Here is a 25895-nt window from a genome sequence, read left to right on the forward strand (position 1 = left end):
GGTTTGACCCGTGGCGGCTGTTGCGGATGTCTGCGGGCGTCGTTGAGCCCCGCTTCTGCTGACGGTCTTTACCAGGAAGTTGACCGATCGCGATGCGTGCCGACCGGACCCGGTCGCTGACTCAGTATTTCTTGCGTGGCTTGTCGTGGCCGGAGCCGCCGCGGGCAAAGTGCTTCGGCTTGGCCCCCGCTCGCGGCGGTCGCGGGCCGCGCTCGCCAGCCGCATCATCGCGCTCGCCGTGCGGCTCGCCAGCCGTGCCGCGGCTGATGCGCAGGCGCTGACCGGCGACCCAGGCCTTCTTCAGGTGCTGCAGGATTTCCGACGGCATGCCCTCGGGCAGGTCGACCAGGCTGTGGTCCTCGCGGATCGTGATGCGGCCGATGTGCTTGCTGTCGAGCTCGGCTTCGTTGGCGATCGCGCCGACGATATTGCCGGGCTTGACCCCGTGCATGTGGCCGACCTCGACGCGGAAGGTTTCCATGCCCGGCTCGGGCGGCCGATGGTCCGATTCTGCGCGCGCACGCGGCTCGCGCGTCTCGACGGGGCGCTTGCGCCCGTCCTCGGCCGGATTGCTGAAGGCCTCGGTGCGCGCGGCGCGCGGATGGGGCGGCCGGTCGGCGCGCGGCCGTTCGCTGCGCTCGGCACGCAGCGAGCGCTCGTCGCGGCCACGCTCGCTGCGACTGGCGAAATCCTTGCGCTCGCGGCTAGCGGTCGGATCGAACTCGCGGCGCTCGGGCTTGGCCTTGGCCTCCAGCAGCAGCGGCTTGTCGCCCTGGGCCAGCCGGGCCAGGGCCGCGGCGATCTCGATCGCCGGCACGTCGTGCTCGGTTTCGTATTGCTCGATCACGCTGCGGAACACGCCGAGGTCGCTGGCGGCAAGCGCGGTCGTGATGCGGTCCTTGAAGCGGGTGATGCGGCGATCGTTGACGGTCTCGACCGAGGGCAGTTCCATGATCTCGATCGGCTGGCGCGTGGCGCGCTCGATCTGGCGCAGCATGTTGCGCTCGCGCGGCGTTACGAACAGGATCGCATCGCCTTCGCGTCCGGCACGGCCGGTGCGGCCGATGCGGTGCACGTAGGACTCGGTGTCGTAGGGAATGTCGTAGTTCAGCACATGGCTGATGCGCTCGACGTCGAGGCCGCGCGCGGCGACATCGGTGGCGACGAGGATGTCGAGCTTGCCGTCCTTGAGTTGCTGGATCGCGCGCTCGCGCTGGGCCTGGGCGAGGTCGCCGTTGATCGCGGCAGCGGCGAGGCCGCGCGCCTGCAGGCGTTCGGCCAGCTCTTCGGTGGCGACCTTGGTGCGCGCGAAGATGATCATCCCGTCGAATGGCTCGGCCTCGAGGATGCGGGTCAGCGCGTCGAGCTTGTGCATGCCGCTGACCAGCCAGTAACGCTGGCGCGTCTTCGCTGCGGTCGTGGTCTTGGACTTGATCGTGATCTCGACCGGTTCACGCAGATGGGTTTGGGCGATGCGCCGGATCTGGGTCGGCATGGTCGCCGAGAACAGCGCGATCTGACGGGTCGGAGGGGTCTTCTTGAGCACGGCCTCGACATCGTCGATGAAGCCCATACGCAGCATCTCGTCGGCTTCGTCGAGCACGAGGCAGGTCAGTTCGGAAAGATCGAGCGAGCCGCGCTCAAGGTGATCGATGACACGACCCGGCGTGCCGACAACGACGTGCACGCCGCGGCGCAAGCCACCGAGCTGCGGGCCGTAGGCCTGGCCGCCATAGATCGGCAATACGTGGAAGCCCGGGATATGCGTGGCATAGCGCTGGAAGGCTTCGGCCACCTGGATCGCGAGTTCACGCGTCGGCGCCAGCACGAGGGCCTGCGGTTTGCTCTTGCGCAGGTCGAGCCGGTTCAGGATCGGCAGGGCAAACGCGGCGGTCTTGCCGGTACCGGTCTGGGCCTGGCCCAGGACATCCCTGCCTTCAAGCAGATGCGGGATCGTGGCCGCCTGGATCGGCGAGGGTGATTCATAGCCGACCTCGGCAAGGACGCGTTGCAGGGGCTCGCCGAGGGCGAGGTCCTTGAAGCTCGGAATGGCGGGCGTGACGTCGGTCGCCGTGCTGGACATGGGGAATACTCGATGCGCCGACGGCCGGAATCCGGCAGGCCAGCGGGGAAGGAAGGGCTGCCATTGTAACGATTTGGCGGCCCGGCCGCGCGCATTCGCCAGAGCGGGCAACCCGGCGCTTTTGCGCCATTCAGGATTTCGGCGGGTGCTTGCCGCGCCCAGAGCCGGACTTGTTGCCGCCGCCGTCCTCCTTGTTGACGGTGGCCCAGGCACGCTTCTCGGCTTCCTCCTTCGATACGCCCTTCTCGCGATAACCCTCCTCGATATGTTCGGCCTTGCGCTTCTGCTTGTCGGTATAGGCGGATTTGTCTCCACGTGACATGGCTGCCTCCTGATTGCATATCCGGCTCCATCCTGCTCCGGCAGAGCTGACTCCAGCGGTAATCGGACACTGCATTAATCGCCAATAAATCATGGGCTTGCGTGTATCGAGCTTGTATCGCCGGGGGGCCGCCCCCATACGGGGGGTCTTCCCACACGGCAGATCCGACCCCATGAGCGAACTGATTGCGCAGGCCGAAAACCGACTGTTGCGCCCCGGCGGGCTGGCGGCCTCGGATCTCGATCGCGTGTTCGCTCGTCTGATGACACCGGCCGTGGACTGCGCTGATCTGTATTTCCAGCACTCGCGCAGCGAGTCCTGGATGCTCGAGGACGGCCTGGTCAAGGAGGGCAGCCACTCGATTGAACAGGGCGTCGGCGTGCGCGCCCTGTCCGGCGAAAAAACCGGATTCGCCTATTCGGATGACATCGTCATGCCGGCCCTGCTCGAAGCGGCCGGCTCGGCGCGGGCCATCGCGCGCTCCGGCAACGACGGCAATGGCCGCCCGCTGACGACGGTTGCTGCGCGTCCGCTGTATCCGGCGATCGACCCGATCGACACGATGTCGAGCGGGGTCAAGGTCGCCCTGCTGCGCGACATCGATGCCTACACGCGTTCGCTCGATGCGCGCGTGCGCGAGGTGATCGTCAGTGTCTCGGCCACGGTCGACACGATTCTCGTTGCCGCCTCGGACGGCACGCTGGCCGCCGACGTGCGGCCACTGGTGCGCTTCAACGTCCAGGTCATCGCCGAGCAGAACGGCCGTCGCGAGACCGGCAGCGCTGGCGGCGGCGGCCGTTTCGGCCTCGATGAGCTGTTCGCCAACGAACGAGCGCAGTCTCTGGCCCGCGAGGCCGTGCGCTCGGCCTTGGTCAACCTCGAAGCGGTCGATGCGCCGGCCGGCAACATGACCGTCGTGCTCGGGCCGGGCTGGCCCGGCGTCCTGTTGCACGAGGCGATCGGCCACGGCTTCGAGGGCGATTTCAACCGCAAGGGAACCTCGGCGTTTTCCGGCAGCATGGGCCAGCGCGTCGCCGCCAAGGGCGTCACCATCGTCGATGACGGCACCCTGGCCGGACGTCGTGGCTCGCTCAGCGTCGACGACGAGGGCACGCCGTCGAACTGCACGGTGCTGGTCGAGGACGGCATCATGAAGGGCCTGATCCAGGACAAGTTCAATGCGCGCCTGATGGGCGTCAAGGCGACCGGCAACGGTCGTCGCGAATCGTTCGCCCACTTGCCGATGCCGCGCATGACGAATACCTACATGCTGGCCGGCGACAGGGATCCGCAGGAGATCCTGCGCTCGGTCAAGCGCGGCCTTTATGCGGTCAATTTCGGCGGCGGCCAGGTCGACATCACCAACGGCAAGTTCGTCTTCTCGGCCAGCGAGGCCTATCTGATCGAGGATGGCAAGGTGACCCGGCCGGTCAAGGGCGCGACCCTGATCGGCGCCGGTCCCGAGGTGCTCAAGCACGTATCGATGATCGGCAACGACCTCAAGCTCGACCAGGGCGTCGGCGTCTGCGGCAAGGATGGGCAGAGCGTGCCGGTCGGGGTCGGCCAGCCGACCCTGAAGATCGACAATCTGACGGTCGGCGGAACGGCCGCCTGAGCGCGCGCTCAGGCGGAGGCGGATGGATCCGATGCGACCTGCAATTCGCGCAAGGTGCGAAACAGTTCGCGTGAGGCACGCGGCGGTTTCTGGTTCTTCGCTTCGCTGTTGGCCTGACGGATCAGGTTGCGGATGTGCTGGCGGTCGGCGGCTGGGTGCAGCAGCAGCAGCTCGTCGAGCGCGCTGTCGCCTTCGGCGATCAGGCGGTCACGCCAGGCTTCGAGCTGGTGCAGCGCGGCAGTTTCGCGGTTGGATTGCTGGCGATCGCTGTCGAGTACGGTGCGAACGGCGGCGATTTCCTCGTCCTCGAGCCGCCGCAGCAGTTTGGCCAGGTACTGGGTCTGGCGTTTGCGCGCGATCGGCTGCGGGATTGCGCGGGTACGGCGGACTTCATCGATCAACGCAGGTTCGAGCGGAATGCGGACCAGTTGGGCGTCGGAAAGCGTGGCCAGGGTCTCGGCCATCTTGAAAATGGCCATCGCTTCGCGGCGCAGCTGGCTGCGGCTCGGGCCATCGAAGGCATCATCGGTTTCATCGTGGGACATCGGCAATCTGCAGGTAAGGGCCCTCTCGAACAGACAGGGCGCAGGCAATGGATCCAGAGGATAAGGCGTGAACCAGGCAATCACCAATCACGATGACAGCATCACCGAGCTCGACCGGCTGGCGACGCTGACCGAGGACGTCCTGCGGCGCTGTCGCAGCAAGGGCGCCAGCGAAGTCGATGTCGGCGTCGGCGTCGACGTCGGCCTCGAAGTCAGTGTGCGCCTCGGCGAGGTCGAAGCGATAGAGCACACGCGTGATCGCGGACTCTCGTTGACCGTCTATTTCGGCAAGCGCAAGGGCTCGGCGAGTACCGCTGACCTCAATCCCGACTCGATCGAAAAGACCATCGAACATGCCTGCGCGATCGCGCGCCACACCGAGGAGGACCCGTGCAACGGGCTGGCCGATGCGGACCTGCTCGCGCACGAATTTCCCGATCTCGACCTCTGGCATCCCTGGGACATCACCACGGAGGAAGCCACCGAGCTGGCGCTGCGCTGCGAGGCAGCCGGTCGCGCCTTCGATCCGCGCATCAGCAATTCCGAAGGTGCCACCGTGCAGGTCGGATCCTCGCTCGCGGTCGGCGCTACCTCGAACGGCTTCTTCTCGCGCGAACGTGATACCCGGCACATGATCTCCGCGGCACTGCTGGCCGAGGATGCCTCGGGCATGCAGCGCGACTACTGGTACGAATCGGTGCGATGCGCCGGTGATTTCCCCGACGTGGAATCGATCGGTCGCAAGGCCGCCGAGCGTACCGTTGCGCGTCTCGGCGCCCGCAAGCTCGATACCCGGCAATGCCCGGTACTGTTCACGCCGCCGGTCGCGCGCAGCCTGATCGGGAACTTCCTCTCGGCGGTCAGCGGCGGCGCGCTTTACCGGCGCGCGAGTTTCCTGGTCGACCACATCGGCAAGCCGGTCTTTCCGGAGTTCATGCAGATCGTCGAGCGTCCGCATATCCGGCGCGGCCCGGGCTCGGCTGCGTTCGATATCGAGGGCGTCGCCACACGCGATTCCGACCTGGTCAGCGATGGTCGCCTCGCCCGCTACCTGCTCGGCAGCTATTCGGCCCGCAAGCTCGGCATGAGGAGCACTGGCAACGCCGGCGGCGTGCACAACATCATCGTCAGCAATGGCGGCGACGATTTGGCTGCACTGCTCCGGCGCATGGGCAGCGGACTGGTCGTCACCGAACTGATGGGGCAGGGCGTTTCCCTGGTCACCGGCGACTACTCGCGCGGCGCCAGCGGATTCTGGGTCGAGAATGGCGAGATCGCCTACCCGGTCGAGGAAATCACGATCGCGTCCAACCTGCGCGAGATGTTCGCCAACATCGTTGCCGTCGGCAGCGATGTCGATCGCCGTTCGCACGTCATGACCGGCTCGATCCTGCTCGATCGCCTGACCGTAGCCGGGGCATGACCTCCTGCCCTTGACTCGCCGCCACCGCGATCGCACTGTGATCCTGCAAGCTCGGTAACGGAGAACACGCATGAACGTCGAAGTCGAACCGCAGGTCCCTACGCATGACGACGTCGCGCCGGTCGGCGACGAGCGCACCTGGGCCCTGCTGGGCCATCTTTCCGCATTCAGTGCCTTCATCGTGACCGGCCTGGGCTGCGTGCTCGGTCCGCTGATCATCTGGCTGGTCAAGCGCGACACCCTGCCGTTCGCCGGTGATCAGGCCAAGGAAGCGCTCAACTTCAATATCACCGTGCTGCTCGCCGCGCTCGGGTTGTGGATCATCACCCTGATCACGTTGGGGCTCGGCCTGCTGCTGACGATTCCGCTCGGCCTGGCCCTGTTCGTGTACTGGATCGTGTTCACGATCATCGCCGCGGTCAACGCCAACAACGGCATCCGCTACCGTTATCCGATGACCCTGCGCCTGATCAACTGATCGCGAGATCAGTTGTCGCGTTCGGCGATGAAGCGGGCCAGGTCGCGCAGGTCGCGGGCGGATTCGCCCATCGGTTCCAGCACGTTGAGGGCTTCTTCGGTCAGTTCGGCGAGGTGAGCGGCCGAAGCCTGCAGGCCGAGGATGGCCGGATAGGTCGGCTTGGCCTGGTTGGCATCCTTGCCAAGGGTCTTGCCAATGCGTTCGACCTCGCCCTCGACATCGAGGATGTCGTCGCGAATCTGGAAGGCCAGGCCAATGCAGTGGCCGTAGCGTTCGAGGGAACCGAGCAAGGACGGGTCGCTGCAGCCTGCGGCCAGGGCGCCGAGGCGCACCGAGGCACGGATCAGGGCGCCGGTCTTGTGCACGTGCATGCGTTCGAGATCATGCGCACTGAGCAGCTTGCCGACCGCGGCCAGGTCGAGGGCCTGGCCGCCGGCCATCCCATGCGATCCACAGGCATGGCCGAGCACGCGCAGCATCTCGAGGCGGGTACGCGCATCGATTCCGGCCATGGAATCATTGGCCAGCACCTCGAATGCGAGCGCCTGCAGCGCGTCGCCGGCGAGGATCGCCATCGCTTCGCCGAACTCGATATGGCAGGTCGGGCGACCGCGGCGCAGGTCGTCATCGTCCATGGCCGGCAGGTCGTCGTGGACCAGCGAATAGGCGTGGATGACCTCGACCGCCACGGCGCAAGCGTCGAGGCGTTCCAGCGGTGCACCGAATGCGCAGCCAGTGGCGTAAACCAGGAGAGGACGCATGCGCTTGCCAGCGCCCATGACCGCGTAGTGCATGGCCCGGTGCAATTCCACGGGCGGCTGCTGCACCGCGGGCAGGGAACGGGCCAGGGCCGCGTCGGCGTGCGCGGCCAATGCGCGCAGAGTCGGCGTCAGTTCGAATGCTGTGTCGGGAGGATTGATGGCGGATACCTGCGCGGAATTCGGAGCGTGTCCGCGTTAGAAGAGGGCCGGTACTAGGGCGTGTCGGGATCGAACGGCTCGGCCGACTCCGGCTTGGCCGGGTCCAGCAACTGCCTGACCCGCAGTTCGGCCTGCTCGAGCGCACTCTGGCAGTTGCGGTAAAGGGCGACGCCACGCTCGAATGACTTGAGCGATTCGTCCAGCCCCATTTCGCTGTCTTCCATGCGCGAAACGAGCTTCTCGAGCTCGTCGAGAGACTGCTCGAATTCGGCGACCTTGTCGGGGTTTTCAGGGCTGATTGTGGACATGCGGCGAAGGCTAGCCTGCCGCCCTCATGCGGTCAATGCATGGTTCCAGTGCAATTGCCGGCGCAGTCGTGTGAACAGCGAGCGGCCCGAATCGCTCAGCCACAGATCGCCGACGCCCAGCAGCTCGCCATGCTCGTCGAAAACCATCGGAATCCTGCCGCGTTTCCAGGGTGGAATGCCCGCCTCCTGGAACAGGTCGCGCAGTTCGCGTCGGTGCGCTCCGGCCGCCAGCCGCAGGGATTCACCGCCGTGGCGAAAGCGTACGCGCAGGCGTTGGCCGTTCGTCAGCGGCGGGCTTTCTCCATCCACGCCGACGAGGCTAAGGGTGCCGAGTGAAGCCGGCAACTTGAGCGCGCTACCGTCCCAGTCGCGCTCCCAGCCCACGCTCGGCGCGGGCAGCGGCTGCAAGGCGTACACGAGGTCGCGGTAGCGACGCAACTCGGCGCCGGGCCAGCGGATGCAGGGAAGCTTGTCCTCGCCCGCTTCGGCAAGCTGGCGGACCAGCTCGGCGACCTGGTACTGATTCGGCCCGGGCAGCCCGATGCCACGCAGCCACCGCCGCAAGACCGGGTCGCGCAGGGCTTCGGGCAGAGCCAACCAGTCGCGATGGCGCAGCGTGTGCGGATCCAGACCCTGCACCCGCGCCAGGGCCTGGATCGATTCCGCTTCGATGAAATCGGCGGCGGCGCGTACCCAGCTCGCGCTTTGCACGATGCTGGCATCGGCCTCGGGCCAGCGCGCACGCAGTCGCGGCAGGATCTCGATACGAAGGAAGTTGCGGTCGATCAAGGTGTCGGCATTGCTCGGATCGCTGACCCAGCGCAACTGCTGCGCGTCGGCGTAGCTGTGCAACAGCGATCGCGAAATCCCGAGCAGCGGCCGCCAGGCGAGAAACTCGCCGAGTCGCCGCAGCGTGCGCATGGCGCCGAGCCCCTCGGGCCCGGCGCCGCGCAGGAGCTTGAGCAGCACGGTTTCGGCCTGGTCGTCGCGATGATGGGCGAAGGCGACGATCTCCCCCTCGACGAGCGCGGACTGCAGGGCTGCAAAGCGGACACGCCGGGCTGCGGCCTCCAAGCCGCTGCGGCCGCGTTCTACCTCGGTGCGCAGCACGGTCAGGGGCACCTCGCAGTCGGCGCACGCCCGCGCGCACTGTGCCGACCACACGCCACTGTCGGCGTGCAAGCCGTGATCGACATGGATGGCGCGCAGGCCGCGCTGGCGAGCCTCGGGAAGGCCGCTGAGCAGATGCAGCAACACCGAGGAATCGAGGCCTCCGCTCAGGGCCACGGCAATCGGGCCCTGCGGCAGCGTGCCCAGTGCGTTGCGCAAGAGGTCGCGCAGTCGACCGGGCATGGCGGATCTCAGGGCGCCCGGCAGGAACGGTGCCGGTGGCGGATCAATTCCATGAGCAAACGACCTTGCCGCAGTGTCCGGATTCCATCAACTCGAAGCCCTTCTGGAAATCGTCGATCGGAATCTGGTGGGTGAGCACCTTTTGCAGTGGAAATCCGCTGAGGACCATCTGCGTCATCTTGTACCAGGTTTCATACATGCGCCGGCCGTAGATGCCCTGCACGGTGAGGCCCTTGAAGATGATCTTGTCCCAGTCGACGCCGGCGCCGCGCGGCAGGATGCCGAGCAGGGCGATCTTGCCGCCGTGATACATGCATTCGAGCATGTCGTTGAAGGCTCGCGGGTTGCCACTCATCTCCATGCCGACATCGAATCCTTCGATGTGCAGATCCTTGACCACGTCGAGCAGGGATTGCTTGGAGACGTTGACGACGCGGGTCGCGCCCATGTCGGCAGCGAGCTTGAGGCGATAGTCGTTGACGTCGGTGACCACCACGTTGCGGGCGCCGACGTGCTTGGCGATGCCGGCGGCGATGATGCCGATCGGGCCGGCGCCGGTGATCAGGACGTCCTCGCCGATCAGGTCGAATTCGAGCGCGACATGCGCGGCATTGCCGTAAGGATCGAAGAATGCGGCCAGCTCGGACGGGATCTGGTCGGGGATCGGCCAGAGATTGGAAGCAGGCACGGCCACGTATTCGGCGAAGGCGCCGGCACGATTGACGCCGATACCGACCGTGTGCGGGCACAGGTGCTGTTTCCCTGCACGGCAGTTGCGGCAGACGCCGCAGACGATGTGGCCTTCGGCGGAAACCCTCTGGCCGATCTCGTAGCCGCGAACGCCGGCGCCAATTTCGACGATGCGGCCGACGAATTCGTGGCCGATCACGAGCCCGGGCTTGATCGTGCGTTGCGACCACTCGTCCCAGAGGTAGATATGCAGGTCGGTGCCGCAGATTGCGGTCTTCTCGAGCTTGACCAGGACATCGTTGGGGCCGATCTCCGGAAGCGGCACCTGTTCCATCCAGATACCCTTGGCCGCTTCGCGCTTGACCAGCGCCTTCATCGTGTTCGACATGTCCTGATACCTGAAAAACCGGAGCCGCATTATACGGGTTCAGCGGCGACCCACGGCGGCCTTGCCGGGCGGGCCGTTCAGGCGGCCATCACCTCGGTGCTGTCCTCAGGAAACCGGCATCTGCCGGCTTGCGACAGCGGGTTCGCCGAGTCGGAGCAGGTCGATGACGGCATCCTGGGACATCGAGCGATGGAAATGGAAGCCCTGCAGGCGATCGCAGCCGGCCGACTGGAACCATGCCAGTTGCGCTGCGGTCTCGATGCCCTCCGCGACGACCTCGAGGCCGAGGCTGTGGGCCAGCGACAGCATCGCCCGCACGATCGCCGCATCGCGAGGATCGATCAGGACGTCGACGACGAAGCTGTGGTCGATCTTTAGGCCGTCGAAAGGCAGCTGGCGCAGGTGCTTTAGCGAGGAAAAGCCGGTGCCGAAATCGTCCAGCATGACGCGGACGCCGAGGTCCCGCAGGCGGTCGATGCTCAATGCCGCATGCTCCGGATGCCCGAGTGCGATCGATTCGATGATTTCGATCTCCAGGCAGGCCGCGGCCAGGCCGGTGCGCTCGAGCAGGGCATGGATCATGTCGGGGAAGGAGCGACGCTGGAAGCTGTAGGCCGATACGTTGACCGCTACCGTCAGTGCCTCGCGGTCGGGTCGCTGCCACTTCCGGGCGCAGTTGCAGGCCTGTTCGAGCACCCAGATGTCGAGTGCCTCGACCAGGCCGAGCGGTTCGAGCTGGCCAATAAAGGCATCGGGAGCGAGTAGCCCGCGTTGCGGATGCTGCCAGCGCACCAGCGCCTCGAAACCGCAGATTTCGAGGCTCCAGCCATCCAGGATCGGCTGGAATTCTAGGACGAATTCGTTGTTGATGAAGGCGGTCCGCAACTCGGACTGCAAGGCCAGCTGACTGCGTGCGGCAGCATCGAGGTCGGGTGCATAGAAGCGATAGCGCATGGCGCCTTCGGCCTGGGCGCGCGCGCGCGCCATCTCCGCGCACGATTGGAGGGCGTCGGCGGTGACCGCATCCTTGGGCGCGAGGGCTACGCCTACGCTGGCCTCGAGTGCAATCTCGCGGCCATTCCAGAATACCGGCAACGCCAGGGCGGCGAGCACCTTTTCGGCAATGCGCTGGGACACGGTTTCACTGCCCAGGCCAGCGCCGTGCAGGGCGATATGATCGGCGCCCGGTCGCGCTGCAACCATGCCGTTCGACCGAGCCACCTCCTCGATGCGTTCGGCACTGGTTGCCAGTGCGATATCGACGCCATCCATGCCGGTGGCAACGGCGATGTTGCCGAGATTGTCGAGGCGCACGAGCAACAGCACGGCACCGTTCGGATGCTGCATCTGCTGGCCGAGGTGACCCAGCATCTGCGAGCGGTTGGGCAGTCCGGTCAACTGGTCGAACAGGCGCAGGCGTTCGGCGGCATCGGTCGCGCTTTCGGCGCGGTCGCGTTCGTTTTCGAGCAGCCAGATGACCAGGCCGTAGCCAATGAACAACTGCGTGATCAGGCTGAATACGTTGGTGAACTTTGCCCATGGCCAGTTGCTGCCGCCGCTGGCAATCAGCGCGTAGGAGGAAAACACGTGCAACTGGTCGAACCCGTAGAGGGTCAATGCGACCGCGGTCAACTGCTGGCCAAGCCGGCCCCGAGGCCAGACCCGGGCGATCGCAATGCCCATGCCCAATGCGGCCAGTCCGGTGATCAGGTAACGCAGTCCGACCCGGAGGAAATGCCGCTCCTGGGCGTATTGCGGATCAAAGGCAAAAGCCAGGCCGCTGAGCAGTCCGAACAGGCTGGCGAAAATCAGGGCCTGGCCGATCTGGACCCGCGTCCAGCGCTGCGTTCGCCAGATCGCCATCGTGCCCATGATCAGGGCCGCTACCTGGGTGTAGGCGGCGACCAGCGACAGACAGGACAGGCCAAGCCGGAAAGGATGCCCGGAAGGCATGGCATTCATGAGCATCCAGGAGGAGCCGGACGCGGCAAGATAAATCGACAGCGACAGGAAGCTCACCGACCACAGCAACAGGTGGTCGCGTCGGAACAGGCGAAAATAATGCGCAAAGACTATCGCCTGGGTCAGGGCGACCAGCGACCCGACGAAATACACCACCAGGTCGAGGATCGACCAGTCGTTCATTGTGAAGAGTCCGCCCTTGCGCTCGCAGACAGGTATGTGAGCCTAGTGGAGGCGCATTTGTCAAAGTTTTTGCATCAAAGGCCCAAAAGCGCGAGCGGTTAGCCTCAAGCCGACCAGGGACGTGACCGCCGCGTGCTCGCTGCGTGGAATAGAATCGCCCCATGAATCGCGAAGACCGTCGACCGCGCATCATCTTCCTGATGGGGCCGACCGCTTCGGGCAAGACCCGGCTTGCCTGCGGACTCGCCGCTGAGCATCCGCTGGACCTGGTCAGCGTGGATTCTGCGCTGGTCTACCGTGGCATGGATATCGGCACGGCGAAGCCGAATGCGCAGGAACTGGCCGCGCACCCGCACCGGCTGGTCGACATCCGCGATCCCGACCAGCCCTATTCGGCGGCCGAATTCCGCGACGATGCGCTTGCCGCGATCGGCGAGATCGTGGCGGCGGGAAGGATTCCGCTGCTGGTTGGCGGAACCGGCCTGTACTTCCGCGCACTGGAACGCGGCCTGTCGCCGCTGCCGCCGGCCGATGCGGCGCTTCGTCGCCTTCTGGCCGAGGAAGCGGGCCGGCTCGGGAAGGCGTGCATGCACGAGCGCCTGGCCCGGCTCGACCCTGCAACCGCAGCGCGGCTCGATCGCAACGACGGCCAGCGCGTGCAACGCGCGCTCGAGGTCATAGCGCTCAGCGGCAAGCCGCTTTCGGACCAGCACGGCGGGATCCGGTCCCGGCTGCCCTATCGGGTGCTCAAGCTGGCCCTGCTGCCGCGCGACCGGGCGCCCTTGCATGCACGCATCGCGACTCGCTTCGACACCATGATCGAGGCCGGTTTGATCGAGGAATTGCGCCGCTTGCGCGGCCTCGCGGAGGTTTCGGCGGATCTGCCATCGATGCGCGCCGTCGGCTATCGTCAGGCCTGGGCCTACTTCGACGGAAGGATCGGATTCGACCGTTTTCGACTCGACGCCATACACGCCACCCGGCAACTGGCGAAGCGCCAGATCACCTGGTTGCGCTCGGAACTGGATGCGCGTCTGTTCGATCCCGACCTGACCGAGGTTCCGGACCGCCTCGACAGGGCCGTTCGGGACTTTCTCGAAAGCTGAGCGCAATTCCCATGCGAACGTTCTCTTCGGGCGCCCATTGGTTTAGTATTCAGGTCTGTGTGCCGGGGCGCTGCGCGTTCGATCCCTGGCCCCGTTCGGGGCCGGCTCGAAGATGGCGCAGGGCTTTTTTCCCGGTTCGGGGCAAGGGTTCAGGAGAATAATAATGTCCAAAGGACAGTCACTGCAGGATCCGTTCCTCAATGCGCTGAGGCGCGAACGCGTTCCTGTCTCGATCTACCTGGTCAATGGCATCAAGCTTCAGGGCACCGTCGAATCGTTCGACCAGTTCGTCGTCCTGCTGCGCAACACGGTCAGCCAGATGGTCTACAAGCATGCCATCTCGACCGTCGTGCCGAGCCGCAACGTGCGCATCAGCGGCAACGAAGAAGCCGATGCCGGCGAACCCCACGAATCCGAGTAGACGAACTGTTTGATCGATCGAAAAAAGGCGAACGCGCGCTGCTGCTGCAGGCGCAACCGCCCGGTCAGCACGATCCGGCGCTGCTCGAGGAGTTCGCGGAGCTCGCCCGTTCGGCCGGTGCCGGCGTGGTCGGCACGCTGACTGCGCGACTCGACAAGCCCAATCCGCGCTACTTCATCGGCACCGGAAAGGCCGAGGAGCTCAAGGCCCAGAAGCAGGCCCTCGATGCCGATCTGATCCTCGTCAACCACACCCTGAGTCCGGTCCAGGAGCGCAACCTCGAGAAGTTCACCGAGTGCCGCGTGGTCGATCGCACCGGCCTGATCCTCGACATCTTTGCCCAGCGCGCGCGATCGCATGAGGGCAAGCTGCAGGTCGAACTGGCCCAGCTCAAGCATCTGTCGACGCGTCTGGTCCGCGGTTGGACCCATCTCGAGCGCCAGCGCGGCGGTGCGATCGGGCTGCGCGGCCCGGGCGAAACCCAGCTCGAAATCGACCGCCGTCTGCTCGGGGCGCGCGTCAAGCAATTGCAGAAGCGCCTCGACAAGGTCGAGGTCCAGCGTGCCCAGGCGCGCCGCTCGCGTGAGCGCAGTGCGCTGCCCCTGGTCGCCCTGGTTGGCTACACCAATGCCGGCAAATCGACCCTGTTCAATGCGATGACCGGAGCCGGCGTATATGCCGCCGACCAGTTGTTCGCAACGCTCGACCCGACCCTGCGGCGCATCGACGGACTCGAATGCGGGCCGATCGTGCTGGCCGATACGGTGGGCTTCATCCGCGACCTGCCGCACGATCTGGTCGCCGCGTTCCGCTCCACCCTGGCCGAGGCGCGCGAAGCGGACCTGCTCCTGCATGTCATCGATGCCTCGGATCCCGAGCGCGATACGCGCATCGCCGATGTCGAGCGGGTGCTGGCGGAAATCGGTGCCGCCGATCTGCCCCAGGTGCTGGTGTTCAACAAGATCGACCGGTTGCAGTCGGATGTACCGAGAGTCGAGCGCTTCGAGCAGGACGGTCCCCTACGGGCCTGGGTCTCGGCTCGTGACGGGATCGGCATCGGATCCCTGCTCGAGGCGGTCGGCCAGGCCCTGGCCAGCGAGCGGGTACACCAGGTCCTGCAGGTGCCGGCGACCTCGGGACGGCTGCGCGCAAGGTTGCATGAACTTGGCATGGTGGCCTCGGAGCAAGCCGACGAAAGCGGCTGGCGCATCGAGATCGATGCCCCGCGGTCGTTGATCGAACCGCTGTTCGGCATGCCTGGAGGCCATGGTGCATGGTTGAAAGGCGCCTTGCTTGCCCCGACTGATGGGGCTACCTACAATCATTCGAAAGACACTCATTATTGAAGCGCCTCCGCGGCAGTCCAGTCGCGGCTACCCTTGGGCAAGGCGCTTGGCATCAGCTCTCCGGTCTCCAGCGCATGATTCCACCGGAATTGGCGATCGGATGGCGCGGCAGAGTCCAAACAGGAATGGCTCAATGGCTTGGAACGAACCCGGTAGCGGCAAACAGCGCGATCCTTGGAAGGACAATGGAGGCGGCAAGAATGATCTCGACGACGCCATCCAGCGCATCAAGGGCGCGTTCGGGCGGCTGTTCGGCGGTGGCGGTGGCGCCCCAGGCGCGGGCCGCAATGGCGGCGGCGTCCTGCTTGCGATCATCGGCCTGCTGATTGCCTGGGTCCTGTTCGATTCCTGGGTCCAGGTGAACGCCGGCAAGGAAGCCGTGGTCCTGCGCTTCGGCGAGTATTCGCGCACGATGCCGCCAGGCTTCAACCTGAAATGGCCACGTCCGATCGAGAGCGCGAGCGAGGTCAACGTGCAGGAGGTGCGCAACATCTCGGACACGGTGCGCATGCTGACGCGCGACGAGAACATCGTCCAGGTCGAATTCAACGTCCAGTACGAGGTCGCCGATTCGACCTTGTTCCTCTACGCAACCCGCGATCCGGACCAGACCCTCAAGCAGGCGGCGGAAAGCGCGGTACGCGAGGTCATCGGCACCAGCAAGCTCGATGCCATCATGCCGGATCAGCGGGTCGAACCGCTCGAGGGCGAGAAGCCGGTCGCAAACCCCAGCGCCGAACTGGCCCAGCAGGCGAAGAAGGTGCTCCAGCAGACGCTCGAGCGTTACCACGCCGGCTTGCAGGTCAACGACCTCAACTTCCAGAACGTGCGGCCACCGCAGGAAGTGAAGGATTCCTTCGACGACGCGATCAGCGCGCGCGAAGACCGCCAGCGCGCCAGCAACGTCGCCGATGCCTATGCCAAGCGCGTCGTTCCCGAGGCGCGTGGCGAGGCGGCGCGCATCCTGGCCGAGGCGCAGGGCTACAAGGCCGAGCGCATCGCCAAGGCGGAGGGCGACGCCCAGCGCTTCGACCTGATCGCCAGCCAGTACCGTGCCGCGCCCGAAGTGACGCGCAAGCGGCTTTACCTCGAAACCATGCAGCAGGTCGTCAGCGGCACGCCCAAGATCATCGACTTCACTGGCGGCAAGAACCTGTTGCAGATCCCGGTGCCCGCCGCCGGCCCGCCCCCGCCATCGGCCGACGCCGCAGCGGCGATGAGCGCCGCCGAATCCGACAAGGGAGGTCGCTGACATGCGCCCGATCGTGAGCATTCTTATCGCCGGCGTGATCCTGCTGGCGATCAATTGCGTCTTCGTCGTACGCGAAGGGCAGACCGCCATCCTCCTGCAGTTCGGGCGCATCGTCGAATCCGGCTACAAGCCCGGCCTGCATTTCAAGATTCCGCTGATGCAGCAGGCGTTGCGCTTCGACAGCCGGTTGCAGACGCTCGATGCAGCCGCAGAACGCTACCTGACCTCGGAAAAGAAGGACGTCAACGTCGACTTCGTGGTCAAGTGGAAGATTTCCGACCCGACCCGCTTCTACACCTCCGTGGCCGGGGACCAGGACCGCGCGCAGCAGCGACTCGCACCGACGATCAAGGACGGCATGCGCACCGCGATCAATTCGCGCACGCTCAAGGAAGTGGTGTCGAGTGCGCGCTCCGACCTGACCGACACCCTGGTCGAGAACGCCAATCTGAAGACCCGCAACCTCGGTATCGAGATCATCGATGTGCGCATCAAGCGGGTCGATCTGCCCGAGGCCAGTTCGGTGCTGCGTTCCGTGTACGAACGCATGCGCTCGGAACGCAAGCAGGTCGCCGATGCATTGCGTGCTGAAGGCAACGAGGCGGCCGAACGGATCCGCTCGGATGCCGATCGCCAGGTCCAGATCATCAAGGCCGAAGCCTATCGCGAGGCCCAGAGCGGGCGCGGCGAGGGCGACGCCAAGGCCGCCGAGATCTATGCCTCGTCGTACGGCAAGGACGCGGAGTTCTACGCGTTCTACCGCAGCCTAGAGGCCTATCGTGAGGCCTTCCAGGCCAACAACGGCGTACTCGTCCTCGATCCGAAATCCGAGTTCCTGCACTACCTGCAAGACAGCAAGTAGGCCCGGCATGCCGGTCGAACTCGTTTCGGCGCTATGCCTGGTCGTAGTCATCGAAGGACTGTTCCTGTTCGCCGCGCCGGGCGCCTGGAAGCGCATGGCCGACCGCATCCAGCAGATCGACGAGCGCACCTTGCGCATCGTCGGTGCGATCATGATGGGCTGCGGGCTGGTAGCTTTGAAGATGGTGCATTGATGGACGGGAATGGGGAATGGAGAATAGGGAATGGGTTACAGCAGAAGCGGCTTCCCGTTCTGCTTTGCCCACTCCCTATTCTCCATTCTCGATTCCCGCTCCACTGACATCGCCCCATAACGGGGACCGACAACGAACACAAGAGAACATCATGGGCAATTCGGTAGTAATTCTGGGTGCGCAGTGGGGCGATGAAGGCAAAGGCAAGATCGTCGATCTCCTGACCGAGCGGGTCGGCCTGGTTGCGCGCTTCCAGGGCGGCCACAACGCCGGCCACACGCTTGTCATCAACGGCAAGAAGACGGTCCTGCACCTGATCCCCTCGGGCATCCTGCGCGCGGGCGTGCAATGCCTGATCGGCAATGGCGTCGTACTCTCGCCGGCCGCGCTGCGCAAGGAAATCACCGAACTCGAGGAGGAGGGCGTCGAGGTCCGGACGCGCCTGAAGATCAGTCCGGCCACGCCCCTGATCATGCCGTACCACATCGCCGTCGATCAGGCCCGCGAAAGGGCATCGGGGGCCAAGGCGATCGGCACGACCGGACGCGGCATCGGCCCGGCCTACGAGGACAAGGTGGCCCGGCGCAGCATCCGCGTGGCCGACCTCATGTATCCGTCCGAACTGCCCGAAAAGGTCCGCACGGCTGTCGACTACCACAACTTCATCCTGACCCAGTGGCTGAAGACCGACGGCGTCGACTATCAGAAGGTGCTCGACGAAGCGCTCGACTACAGCGAATACCTGCGTCCGATGATCGATGATGTATCGACGCTGCTGTACGACGCGCGCCGGCGCGGCGACCACATTCTCTACGAAGGGGCGCAGGGCGCGTTGCTCGACATCGATCACGGCACCTACCCCTATGTGACGTCTTCGAATACGACCATCGGCGGCGCCCTGGCCGGGACCGGCGTCGGCGCCAGCGACATCGACTACGTGCTCGGGATCTGCAAGGCCTACGCGACCCGCGTGGGTGGCGGTCCGTTTCCGACTGAACTCGACGATGAAATGGGCGAAGCGCTGCGCAAGCGCGGCAACGAATTCGGCGCGAGCACCGGCCGGCCGCGCCGCTGCGGCTGGATCGACCTGGTCGCCCTCAAGCGTGCGACCCAGATCAATGCGATCAATGGCCTGGCCATCACCAAGCTCGACGTACTCGATGGCCTGCCGACGATCAAGGTCTGCATCGCCTATGAGTACCGCGGCAAGCGCCGCGACCTGGCTCCGCTCGATGCGGATGGCTGGGATGAATGCAAGCCGGTCTATCTCGACTTTCCCGGCTGGGAAGAGCCGACCTCGGGCGTGCGAGAATGGAACCGGCTACCGGCAGCGGCGCGGGCCTACCTGCGCGCGGTCGAGGAGTTGTCCGGATGTCACCTCGCGCTCGTCGCAACCGGTGCCGACCGCGACGACACGATCGTCCTGCGCGATCCGTTTGCCTGATTGAAGCGGGAATGGGGAATGGAGAGCAGGGAATAGGGAGTAGGGGAAAGCAGACAATTGAAGGTACGTTGTCGCGATTCCCGGGATTTGAACTCTGGCAGGATCCGTTTCATCCATTTCCGGTTCCCCATTCCCCATTCCCCATTCCCCATTCCCCATTCCCGGATCGAAAAAAAACCGCCTTGCGGCGGTTTTCTTTCGATATGGTGCCCAGAAGAGGACTCGAACCTCCACGGGTCGCCCCGCTAGCACCTGAAGCTAGTGCGTCTACCAATTCCGCCACCTGGGCAAACCCCGACGCGCTGTCGCCACCGGGGGCGCGAAAGATACGTGGGCCATGGCAGACTGTCAATGATCCAGCGCGCACAATGACTCCGGATTCATCGCTTGCCGGTGAATCCGCCTGAACACCAGGCTCCAACCCTGCCTTGCGCAGGCACGAAACAGGACCCGTCCCAGTGCGAAAGAAAACTTCCGGAACCTCCAAGCCCGGACCGAAAAAGACCGCGAAATCCAAGCTGCCGCCGTGGATGCCGCAAAGCGCGACGACCTCGCCGAAGTCCGGCAAGCGCGGCACACCCGGCAAGCCGGACAAGCGCGCGGGGTCTGCCGCCCGCGCGGGCTCGTGGTCGCCCAGGCCGAGCGACCCGTTTGCCCAGCGCGAAGCCCAGCGCTACGAGCGCCCGATTCCAAGCAGGGAGGCGATCATGAGCCTGCTGGCCGAACAGGCCTCCCTGCTCAAGACCGAGGCGGTGGCCGCCGCCCTGGGCCTGCGCAGCGAACAGGATATCGATGCCCTGACCAAGCGCCTCGCGGCCATGGTTCGCGATGGGCAGTTGCTGCAGAACCGTCGCGGCGGCTATGGCGTCGCCCAGAAGCTGGATCTCATTCCCGGTGTCATCATCGCCAATGCAGAGGGCTTCGGTTTTCTGAAGCCCGATGAAGGTGGCGACGACCTGTACCTGTCGCCGGCACAGATGCGCACGGTGCTGCATGGCGATCGCGTGCTCGGCAGCGTCGTCGGCGTCGATCGCCGGGGCCGCCGCCAGGGCGCGATCGTCGAAGTCCTTGAACGGCGTCCATCACGCCTGGTCGGACGCGTCATCGTCGAGGACGGCTTGACCCTGGTCGCACCCGATGACCGGCGCGTGCATCAGGACATCCTGATCCGGCCGGGCGACGAGCAAGGCGCTCGCGCCGGGCAAATCGTGATCGCCGAGATCAGCGACCCGCCGACCCAGCATCGCGGACCGATGGGGCGCATTCTCGCCGTGCTCGGCGAGCGCCTGACCCCCTCGATCATCGTCGAGATGGCGATCGCCAGCCACAACCTGCCGCATGCGTGGCCGGAGGCGGTAATCCACCAGGCAGCCGAGGTCGATCCGCAGGTATTGGCTTCCGAGATCAAGGGTCGCGTCGACCTGCGCTCGCTGCCCCTGGTCACGATCGACGGCGAGGATGCGCGCGACTTCGACGACGCGGTCTATGCCGAGGCGAACGCGAAGGGCTTCCGTCTGATTGTCGCCATCGCCGACGTTTCGCACTACGTCAGGACCGGCAGCGTGCTCGACGAGGAAGCCTACCTGCGGTCCACGTCGGTCTACTTTCCCGGCTTCGTCGTGCCGATGCTGCCGGAGACCTTGTCCAACGGTATCTGCTCACTGAACCCCAAGGTCGACCGCCTGTGCATGGTCTGCGACATGCAGGTCGATCGCACCGGCGAGGTGGTTTCGTCCGACTTCTACGATGCCGTGATGCGCTCGCATGCCCGGCTCACCTACACGCGGGTTTGGGAGGCGGTCGGCGAAAGGCAACCCGATGCGCGCGCCGAACTGGCCGACCTGGTGCCGCGCCTCGAGAGCCTGCATCAACTCTACAAGATGTTGGCCAGGGCCCGCCAGAAGCGCGGCTCGATCGATTTCGAAAGCACGGAAGTCAAGTTCCGCCTGGCTGCCTCGGGCGAGGTCATCCAGCTCGGCTCGGAGCCGCGCAACGACGCCCACAAGCTGATCGAGGAGTGCATGATCGCGGCGAATGTCGAGGCGGCGAAGTTCCTGCTCAGGAAGCGCATCCCGGCACCGTACCGCGTGCATGAGCCGCCACCGGCGTCCAAGTACGAGGACCTGCTCGAGTTCCTGCGCGAGTTCAAGCTCAAGTTGCCGCCGGCCGGCGAAGTCAAGCCTGCCGACTTCGCCGCGCTGCTGCGCAAGATCCGCAACCGGCCCGACGTCAGCCTGATCGAGTCGGTGATCCTGCGTTCGCAGAGCATGGCCGTGTACCAGCCCGAGAACACCGGGCATTTCGGCCTGGCGCTGGACGCCTATGCGCATTTCACCTCGCCGATCCGTCGCTATCCGGACCTGCTCGTGCACCGTGCGATCCGCTTTGCGATCAGCGGTGGCAAGCCGGCCAGCTACACCTATTCGCCAACCCGGATGTCGTCGATGTCGGTGCATTGTTCGCACAACGAGCGCCGGGCCCAGGAAGCCGAGCGCGACGTCGACGAGCGCTACAAGTGCGCGTGGATGGAGAAACACGTCGGTAGCGAGTTCGATGGCGTGGTCTCGGGGGTCACTTCGTTCGGCCTGTTCGTCGAGCTCAGCGAATCGAAGATCAATGGCCTCGTCCACATCACCCAGTTGCCGAACGACTATTATCACTTCGATCCGAAGCGCCACCTGCTCAGCGGCGAACGCCGGGGCCTGTCGTTCCGCCTCGGCGATCCGGTCCGCATCCAGGTCTTGCGCGCAAGCCTCGAGGATCGCAAGATCGATTTTCGTCTGGTGGCCGAACCGGCTTCGGCCAAGGGCAATCGCTAGGAACCGGTTCCGGATTTCCGGACCAGGGCGGGCTGGGGTTTGGCGGGCGGCCTGCCTGGCATTCCGCCTGTGCTCAGTCGGGGCGGCGCGAGCCGGGAATGCAACGGAGATGGGCGTGTGGGCGAACAAGTCGGGGCACCGCAAGCGCCCCTGTGCGGCGCTGCGGCTGGTCGGCCGCGCCGCAAGGCGTCACACTGTGCATTGACCCTGAAAGCGATTTCCAATGAGCACTGAACTCCTGTTTGGCATCCATTCGATCGAGGCCGCGCTGAACTACGATGCCGGCAACATTGCCGAACTCTATGTCGAGGCCGGCCAGCAGAATCCGCGCGTGCGCGATCTCGCCGAACGCGCGCGCGACATGGGCATCAAGCCGCATGCGCGCGACAGGGCGGATCTGGACCGCATGACCGGTGGAGCCCGTCACCAGGGCATTGCCGCCATGTACAGGGCGCCGCCGCCGCGAAGCGAGAGTGAATTGCCCGCGCTGATCGAGCGCGCCGGCGAGGAGGCCCTGTTCCTGGTGCTCGACGGCGTCACCGATCCGCACAACCTCGGTGCGTGTCTGCGCAGTGCCGAGGCGGCCGGGGTCACCGCAGTGATCGTGCCGAAGGACAAGGCCGTCGGCATCACGCCTACGGTTCGCCGCGCCTCGGCCGGGGCGGCCGACCGCGTGCCGTTTTTCGCGGCGACCAACCTGGCACGGAGCCTCAAGGTGCTGAAGGATGCCGGGGTCTGGCTGACGGGCTTTGCCGGCGACGGTACGCAATCGCTGTATGCCGGGGATTTCAAGGGGCCCGTTGGAATCGTCATCGGTAGTGAAGGGGAGGGGATGCGTCGCTTGACCCGCGAGGCCTGCGATTTCGTCGCCCACATTCCGATGCGCGGCAGCGTCGAGAGCCTCAATGTGTCGGTAGCCACCGGGATCGTGCTCTTCGAGGTCCTGCGCCAGCGAACCTTGTAAGAGGAGGCAGGAAGTGCGGATGCCCGGACTTGACCTGTTGCGAATCGTTGCCGGCGTCGCGCTGATCGTCTGCCATGGCGGTTACTGGCTTGCGCCGTTCCATCTGCCGGACACCCTGTGGATGCTGCTCGGGCACATGGGCGTCGAGGTGTTCCTCGTCTCCTTCGGCTTCCTGCTCGCCGAACGTGCACTGAGAAGGACGCCCGCACCTTCCGTGCGGCAGGACTCGCTGCGGTCGCTGGTGCGCCTATGGCCGTTGTACGTGGTATTCCTGCTCTGCAATCTGGTCCTGCTCCCGGCCGACGCGGAACGACCGCACTTGATTGCCTACCTGACCCTGACCCAGAACCTGGCCTGGCCACATCCACGATTCTTCGGCGAAGCCTGGATCGTGGCGGCGGCGGCGATGGTCGCCCTGGCCGTACCGATCACCTGCCGCATGTTGCGTCAACAGACGTTCCGTTCGGGGCTGCTGGTGATTTTCGGCCTGCTGGTCGCGGGTCAAGCCGTGCGCGGCCTTCTGGTGGTGCTCGGCGAGCCCCCGTTCGACGAGGGAGTGCGCAGGATCCTGATCGCGCGCCTGGACTTGCCGTTCTATGGCGTCCTCGTCGCCTGGTTCTGGATCCATCGATATGAAGCCATCATGCGCTGGCGTGGATGGCTGGCCGTTGTGTCGCTCTGCATGCTCGTGGCCACCTCCTCGATCCACCTGTGGGTTCCGCTGGACACGTCGTTGGCGGCCCGGATCCTGCTGTTTCCGCTCGGCGATTTTACCTGGGCGGCCCTGTTGCCCTGGGTGTGTTCGATGGACGCGAGCAGGACGATGGGGCGATCGGCACGCGTACTGGCAGCCAGCGCCTATTCGGGTCTGCTGACGCACATGACCCTGCTTCGTCTGGCCGATGCCAAGGGCCTGTCGATGACCGCGTCCGAACCCGCAACCGGCGTCCTGTTACTACTGTCCTACGCGCTGCTCTCGATCGGTGTGGCCCTGCTGGTCAGCCTTGCGCTCGACCGCAGCCTGCTCGATTTTCTCGCCCGCCGGTTCGCGCCGGTTGCGGAACATGGCGTGCCAGTCGCGGAAAGGTGACAGGGTTGCCCTGAGCGGGCCATTCAGGTCTTCGGCCGAATGCAGTCCCGTAGCGGGGTATTCGCCCTTGCGTGGCCTGCAATAGGTGCCGAACACGAGATCGAAGACTGGAAACAGCGACGCGAAATTGCGATCCGTGTGCTGCGGTTCCACCGAGTGGTGCAGGCGATGCCACTGCGGCCCGGCTATGACGGGTGTCAGCGGACCGAGCGGTAGCCGGATGTTGAGATGCACGTAGTAGCCAATCAGCATCATGCCGGTCGCGATCCAGCCGACGGTAACCGGCTTCTGGTCGAACAGCAGTCCGACCGGCAACAGGATCAGCCAGATCCGCAGAGGTTCCTCCAGCCAGTGATGGCGGAGCGTCGTGGTGACGTTCACCGACACTTCGGAATGGTGGAGCTTGTGCAAGGGCCAGGCGACCGCGAATGTGTGCTGGGCGCGATGGAACCAGTAATAGAAGAAATCGAAGATGAAGAAGAACGCAAGGGCCTGAAGGACCTGCCAGCCGGCCCCGTCCGGAAAGGCGAGGGGAATGGCGAGACCGTGATCGCGGACGATCGGCTGCATCAGTGCCATCAGTGGCGGCAGGATCAGCGTATTGAGAAAAATGACAAACGCGACGTAGGCCAGGTTGAAGGCGATATATCGGAGCGGCTGCCTGCGTTGTGCGGGCATCAGCCGTTCGATCAGCAAACCCGACCAGGAAGACGACAGCGACGATCTTGAGGTTCACCCAGGACTGGGCGAATGCGTCGGCGAAGCGTTGCATGGGCGGGGTGATTCCGGTTCGTGGACCTGCGTTTCCGGCGTCCCCGGGATGGGATTCAGGGCGTGCTGCCGCGCCCGGCGAATTACAGCGCCCAGCCAAAGCAGCGTCGAAGGACCCGGTGGCCGCCCCACAGCCGGGCGGTTGGCCATTGCCGGGCAACTTGTCGCGCCTGGAAACCGTGCCGCACATTGGCGGCCGAACGGGCCAATACTTGTCTGAGCTGGCTGAACAGGACAGACTGATCCTTGCAGTCACAGGGGAACAGGGAATGATTCGAATCGTCCTCATCGACGACCATGAACTGGTACGCACGGGATTTCGCATGATCCTCGAGCAGCAGGCGGACATCAAGATCGTGGGGGAGGCGCCGGACGGGGAGCTCGGCCTGGCCCTGCTCAAGAAGCTCAAGCCCGACCTCGCGCTGGTCGATGTGCACATGCCCGGCGTCAGTGGCATCGAGGTTACCGAACGCGTGCGCAAGCTGAAGCTGAAGACGCGCATCGTGATCGTGACCATGGTCAGCGAGTCGCCATTTCCTCGTCGCCTGCTCGAGGCCGGCGCAAGTGGCTACATCACCAAGGCATGTCCGTCTCCGGAACTGCTGCGCGCAGTCCGCCAGGTCGCAGACGGCCGGCGCTACCTTGCGCCTGGCATCGCAGAGGCGATGGCGCTGGAAGTCGTCGATGGATCTGGACAATCACCCTTCGAAAGCCTGTCGACGCGTGAACTTGAGGTTGCCCTCCTGCTCGCAAGAGGCCAGCCGATGCCCCTGATTGCCGAGCGGCTCAGTCTCAGCAGCAAGACGGTTGCTACCTACAAGTATCGCCTGTTCGAGAAACTGGCAATCGACAACTCGGTAACCCTCGCGCACATGGCCGGCCTGCACGGCCTGCTCGATGCCAACGGCACCCGCTGACGGGGCTGGCCGCTGAAAAGGCTCGCTGGACGGATTGAGGTGCGAGACGCGACAGCGGGCGCCGTCGCGTCTCGCCCGATCGTTAGGGCTTGTCGTTCCTGGACTCCGAAGCATCCTCGCTGACGGTCGACTTCACGCTCTTCTCGGTCGGCGTTGTCGATGCAGTCGCTTCAGGCTTTGTTGCAAAGGTCTTCGCTACTTCGGCAGCGACTTGCGGCTGCATGGCGAGGATCGGCGACGGCGCCGTGATGGGCAATTCGGAGCGGCCACGGGTCGAGCCTGTCGGAACCGAAAACAGGTCCTGGACCGGCGCGTTACCCTGGGGCCGTGTCGGTGTCGGTGCTGGCGTCGGCTTCACCTCGGCGGTGCCGACCGGCGCGGAAACCTGGACCGGAGCCGAAGTCTGGGTCGGAGCCGAAGTCTGGGTCGGAGCCGAAGTC

The 25895-nt window shown here is 65.3% G+C and carries 23 protein-coding genes and 1 tRNA gene; 13 read left to right on the plus strand and 11 right to left on the minus strand.

Features of this window, described 5'->3' with window-relative positions:
- Positions 1 to 121: 121 nt before the first annotated feature.
- Together BM125_RS06105 and BM125_RS06110 are read right to left on the minus strand one after the other, a co-directional pair.
- The gene (locus BM125_RS06105) at positions 122 to 2083 is read right to left on the minus strand and encodes a DEAD/DEAH box helicase (RefSeq protein WP_092405962.1); all 1962 of its coding nucleotides are present in this window, start codon (positions 2081 to 2083) and stop codon (positions 122 to 124) included.
- 130 nt (positions 2084 to 2213) lie between these two features.
- On the minus strand, positions 2214 to 2405 hold the full coding sequence (locus tag BM125_RS06110) for a hypothetical protein (protein WP_217647817.1): 192 nt from the start codon (positions 2403 to 2405) through the stop codon (positions 2214 to 2216).
- A gap of 172 nt (positions 2406 to 2577) precedes the next feature.
- Between BM125_RS06110 and tldD the strand changes: the two genes are divergently transcribed.
- Positions 2578 to 4020 (plus strand): metalloprotease TldD, encoded by a 1443-nt coding sequence (gene tldD, locus BM125_RS06115; protein ID WP_092405964.1) that lies wholly within the window; start codon positions 2578 to 2580, stop codon positions 4018 to 4020.
- A gap of 8 nt (positions 4021 to 4028) precedes the next feature.
- Here tldD and yjgA read toward each other — a convergent pair whose 3' ends face one another.
- Positions 4029 to 4565: a ribosome biogenesis factor YjgA gene (yjgA, locus tag BM125_RS06120; protein ID WP_092405966.1), complete on the minus strand. Its 537-nt coding sequence runs from the start codon at positions 4563 to 4565 to the stop codon at positions 4029 to 4031.
- A 67-nt stretch (positions 4566 to 4632) separates the two neighbouring features.
- On the opposite strand from yjgA, the gene pmbA reads away from it, so the two are divergent.
- Both pmbA and BM125_RS06130 read left to right on the plus strand, forming a co-directional pair.
- The gene (gene pmbA / locus BM125_RS06125) at positions 4633 to 5988 is read left to right on the plus strand and encodes a metalloprotease PmbA (protein WP_092405968.1); all 1356 of its coding nucleotides are present in this window, start codon (positions 4633 to 4635) and stop codon (positions 5986 to 5988) included.
- Between the two features lie 70 nt (positions 5989 to 6058).
- The gene (locus BM125_RS06130) at positions 6059 to 6466 is read left to right on the plus strand and encodes a DUF4870 domain-containing protein (protein ID WP_092405970.1); all 408 of its coding nucleotides are present in this window, start codon (positions 6059 to 6061) and stop codon (positions 6464 to 6466) included.
- Positions 6467 to 6474: 8 nt separating this feature from the next.
- Here BM125_RS06130 and ispA read toward each other — a convergent pair whose 3' ends face one another.
- From ispA to BM125_RS06155, 5 genes are all read right to left on the minus strand, one after another.
- Complete coding sequence (gene ispA / locus BM125_RS06135) at positions 6475 to 7359, minus strand: (2E,6E)-farnesyl diphosphate synthase (protein ID WP_092405972.1); 885 nt, start codon at positions 7357 to 7359, stop codon at positions 6475 to 6477.
- A gap of 80 nt (positions 7360 to 7439) precedes the next feature.
- Positions 7440 to 7694 carry an exodeoxyribonuclease VII small subunit gene (locus BM125_RS06140; RefSeq protein WP_092405974.1) on the minus strand — a complete coding sequence of 85 codons (255 nt, stop codon included), beginning with the start codon at positions 7692 to 7694 and terminating at the stop codon, positions 7440 to 7442.
- A 24-nt stretch (positions 7695 to 7718) separates the two neighbouring features.
- On the minus strand, positions 7719 to 9047 hold the full coding sequence (gene tilS, locus BM125_RS06145; RefSeq protein ID WP_092405976.1) for a tRNA lysidine(34) synthetase TilS: 1329 nt from the start codon (positions 9045 to 9047) through the stop codon (positions 7719 to 7721).
- Between the two features lie 43 nt (positions 9048 to 9090).
- Positions 9091 to 10113 carry an L-threonine 3-dehydrogenase gene (tdh, locus tag BM125_RS06150; RefSeq protein WP_092406043.1) on the minus strand — a complete coding sequence of 341 codons (1023 nt, stop codon included), beginning with the start codon at positions 10111 to 10113 and terminating at the stop codon, positions 9091 to 9093.
- Between the two features lie 117 nt (positions 10114 to 10230).
- The gene (locus BM125_RS06155; protein ID WP_092405978.1) at positions 10231 to 12270 is read right to left on the minus strand and encodes a putative bifunctional diguanylate cyclase/phosphodiesterase; all 2040 of its coding nucleotides are present in this window, start codon (positions 12268 to 12270) and stop codon (positions 10231 to 10233) included.
- A 161-nt stretch (positions 12271 to 12431) separates the two neighbouring features.
- Between BM125_RS06155 and miaA the strand changes: the two genes are divergently transcribed.
- The 7 genes from miaA to BM125_RS06190 all read left to right on the plus strand — a co-directional run bounded on the left by miaA (position 12432) and on the right by BM125_RS06190 (position 18894).
- Entirely contained in the window at positions 12432 to 13376 is a 945-nt protein-coding gene (gene miaA, locus BM125_RS06160) for a tRNA (adenosine(37)-N6)-dimethylallyltransferase MiaA (protein ID WP_092405980.1), read from the plus strand.
- 163 nt (positions 13377 to 13539) lie between these two features.
- The gene (hfq, locus tag BM125_RS06165; RefSeq protein ID WP_092406045.1) at positions 13540 to 13797 is read left to right on the plus strand and encodes an RNA chaperone Hfq; all 258 of its coding nucleotides are present in this window, start codon (positions 13540 to 13542) and stop codon (positions 13795 to 13797) included.
- Positions 13798 to 13802: 5 nt separating this feature from the next.
- Positions 13803 to 15143, plus strand: coding sequence for a ribosome rescue GTPase HflX (gene hflX / locus BM125_RS06170; protein WP_092406047.1), 1341 nt, complete (start codon positions 13803 to 13805; stop codon positions 15141 to 15143).
- 133 nt (positions 15144 to 15276) lie between these two features.
- Positions 15277 to 16395, plus strand: coding sequence for an FtsH protease activity modulator HflK (gene hflK / locus BM125_RS06175; protein WP_092405982.1), 1119 nt, complete (start codon positions 15277 to 15279; stop codon positions 16393 to 16395).
- A gap of 1 nt (position 16396) precedes the next feature.
- On the plus strand, positions 16397 to 17257 hold the full coding sequence (gene hflC, locus BM125_RS06180; RefSeq protein ID WP_092405984.1) for a protease modulator HflC: 861 nt from the start codon (positions 16397 to 16399) through the stop codon (positions 17255 to 17257).
- A gap of 7 nt (positions 17258 to 17264) precedes the next feature.
- Positions 17265 to 17450, plus strand: coding sequence for a DUF2065 domain-containing protein (locus BM125_RS06185; RefSeq protein WP_092405986.1), 186 nt, complete (start codon positions 17265 to 17267; stop codon positions 17448 to 17450).
- 151 nt (positions 17451 to 17601) lie between these two features.
- Complete coding sequence (locus BM125_RS06190) at positions 17602 to 18894, plus strand: adenylosuccinate synthase (RefSeq protein WP_092405988.1); 1293 nt, start codon at positions 17602 to 17604, stop codon at positions 18892 to 18894.
- Positions 18895 to 19098: 204 nt separating this feature from the next.
- Here the strand turns inward: BM125_RS06190 and BM125_RS06195 are convergent.
- A tRNA-Leu gene (locus tag BM125_RS06195) sits at positions 19099 to 19183 on the minus strand.
- Positions 19184 to 19424: 241 nt separating this feature from the next.
- Between BM125_RS06195 and rnr the strand changes: the two genes are divergently transcribed.
- A complete protein-coding gene (gene rnr, locus BM125_RS06200) occupies positions 19425 to 21713 on the plus strand; it encodes a ribonuclease R (RefSeq protein WP_092405990.1) in 2289 nt (762 codons plus the stop codon).
- 223 nt (positions 21714 to 21936) lie between these two features.
- Positions 21937 to 22677, plus strand: a complete 741-nt coding sequence (gene rlmB, locus BM125_RS06205) for a 23S rRNA (guanosine(2251)-2'-O)-methyltransferase RlmB (protein ID WP_092405992.1) — start codon at positions 21937 to 21939, stop codon at positions 22675 to 22677.
- A 955-nt stretch (positions 22678 to 23632) separates the two neighbouring features.
- On the opposite strand, the gene BM125_RS06210 is transcribed toward rlmB, so the two are convergent.
- Entirely contained in the window at positions 23633 to 24445 is an 813-nt protein-coding gene (locus BM125_RS06210; protein ID WP_139224880.1) for a sterol desaturase family protein, read from the minus strand.
- 362 nt (positions 24446 to 24807) lie between these two features.
- Here BM125_RS06210 and BM125_RS06215 point away from each other — a divergent pair, with 362 nt between their 5' ends.
- Positions 24808 to 25455, plus strand: a complete 648-nt coding sequence (locus tag BM125_RS06215) for a response regulator (RefSeq protein ID WP_092405996.1) — start codon at positions 24808 to 24810, stop codon at positions 25453 to 25455.
- Positions 25456 to 25537: 82 nt separating this feature from the next.
- On the opposite strand, the gene BM125_RS20145 is transcribed toward BM125_RS06215, so the two are convergent.
- Positions 25538 to 25895: hypothetical protein (locus tag BM125_RS20145; RefSeq protein ID WP_217647814.1), on the minus strand; the 358-nt coding region annotated here is incomplete at its 5' end.

It is taken from the genome of Dokdonella immobilis (genome assembly GCF_900115085.1).
Lineage (GTDB): Bacteria > Pseudomonadota > Gammaproteobacteria > Xanthomonadales > Rhodanobacteraceae > Dokdonella > Dokdonella immobilis.

What these genes read in the sequence shown, in the direction of transcription:
- BM125_RS06130 (WP_092405970.1), top strand. Translation starts at nt 6,059, where the DNA reads ATGAACGTCGAAGTCGAACCGCAGGTCCCTACGCATGACGACGTCGCG.
- BM125_RS06155 (WP_092405978.1), bottom strand. Translation starts at nt 12,270, where the DNA reads ATGAACGACTGGTCGATCCTCGACCTGGTGGTGTATTTCGTCGGGTCG.
- tdh (WP_092406043.1), bottom strand. Translation starts at nt 10,113, where the DNA reads ATGAAGGCGCTGGTCAAGCGCGAAGCGGCCAAGGGTATCTGGATGGAA.
- BM125_RS06140 (WP_092405974.1), bottom strand. Translation starts at nt 7,694, where the DNA reads ATGTCCACAATCAGCCCTGAAAACCCCGACAAGGTCGCCGAATTCGAG.
- BM125_RS06185 (WP_092405986.1), top strand. Translation starts at nt 17,265, where the DNA reads ATGCCGGTCGAACTCGTTTCGGCGCTATGCCTGGTCGTAGTCATCGAA.
- hflC (WP_092405984.1), top strand. Translation starts at nt 16,397, where the DNA reads ATGCGCCCGATCGTGAGCATTCTTATCGCCGGCGTGATCCTGCTGGCG.
- hflK (WP_092405982.1), top strand. Translation starts at nt 15,277, where the DNA reads ATGGCTTGGAACGAACCCGGTAGCGGCAAACAGCGCGATCCTTGGAAG.
- miaA (WP_092405980.1), top strand. Translation starts at nt 12,432, where the DNA reads ATGAATCGCGAAGACCGTCGACCGCGCATCATCTTCCTGATGGGGCCG.
- BM125_RS06215 (WP_092405996.1), top strand. Translation starts at nt 24,808, where the DNA reads ATGATTCGAATCGTCCTCATCGACGACCATGAACTGGTACGCACGGGA.
- BM125_RS06105 (WP_092405962.1), bottom strand. Translation starts at nt 2,083, where the DNA reads ATGTCCAGCACGGCGACCGACGTCACGCCCGCCATTCCGAGCTTCAAG.
- BM125_RS06190 (WP_092405988.1), top strand. Translation starts at nt 17,602, where the DNA reads ATGGGCAATTCGGTAGTAATTCTGGGTGCGCAGTGGGGCGATGAAGGC.
- rnr (WP_092405990.1), top strand. Translation starts at nt 19,425, where the DNA reads ATGCCGCAAAGCGCGACGACCTCGCCGAAGTCCGGCAAGCGCGGCACA.
- yjgA (WP_092405966.1), bottom strand. Translation starts at nt 4,565, where the DNA reads ATGTCCCACGATGAAACCGATGATGCCTTCGATGGCCCGAGCCGCAGC.
- hfq (WP_092406045.1), top strand. Translation starts at nt 13,540, where the DNA reads ATGTCCAAAGGACAGTCACTGCAGGATCCGTTCCTCAATGCGCTGAGG.
- tilS (WP_092405976.1), bottom strand. Translation starts at nt 9,047, where the DNA reads ATGCCCGGTCGACTGCGCGACCTCTTGCGCAACGCACTGGGCACGCTG.
- tldD (WP_092405964.1), top strand. Translation starts at nt 2,578, where the DNA reads ATGAGCGAACTGATTGCGCAGGCCGAAAACCGACTGTTGCGCCCCGGC.
- BM125_RS06210 (WP_139224880.1), bottom strand. Translation starts at nt 24,445, where the DNA reads ATGCCCGCACAACGCAGGCAGCCGCTCCGATATATCGCCTTCAACCTG.
- BM125_RS06110 (WP_217647817.1), bottom strand. Translation starts at nt 2,405, where the DNA reads ATGTCACGTGGAGACAAATCCGCCTATACCGACAAGCAGAAGCGCAAG.
- rlmB (WP_092405992.1), top strand. Translation starts at nt 21,937, where the DNA reads ATGAGCACTGAACTCCTGTTTGGCATCCATTCGATCGAGGCCGCGCTG.